We start from the raw sequence: 328 nt of genomic DNA, 5'->3' as shown, positions 1-328 counted from the left end.
TGACGCCGGGCATGAGCCTGGGTGCCCTGTCCCCGGAAGCCCATGGCGCGCTGAACATCGCCATGAACCGGCTTGGCGCCCGCTCCGTCTCCGGCGAGGGCGGCGAGGATCGCGCGCGCGACACGCTGCACGCCAATGGCGACGACGAGAACAGCCGCGTCAAGCAGATCGCGTCCGGCCGTTTCGGCGTCACGGCCGAATACCTCCACAAGTGCACCGAGGTGGAGATCAAGGTCGCCCAGGGCGCCAAGCCCGGCGAGGGCGGCCAGCTGCCCGGCTTCAAGGTCAATGCCTATATCGCCAAGCTGCGCCATGCGACGCCTGGCCC

Annotated in this window: 1 protein-coding gene; it reads left to right on the top strand. The window is 69.5% G+C overall.

Annotated features, from left to right (window positions below):
* Positions 1-328, top strand: a 328-nt coding sequence (locus tag E5162_RS14265; protein WP_135945948.1) for a glutamate synthase-related protein, incomplete at both ends; no start/stop codon positions are given.

The organism is Marinicauda pacifica (assembly GCF_004793635.1).
GTDB classification, from domain to species: Bacteria; Pseudomonadota; Alphaproteobacteria; order Caulobacterales; family Maricaulaceae; genus Marinicauda; species Marinicauda pacifica.
Note: the sequence above shows the minus strand (reverse complement) of the source record. Positions and strands in the feature narration are given on the sequence as shown.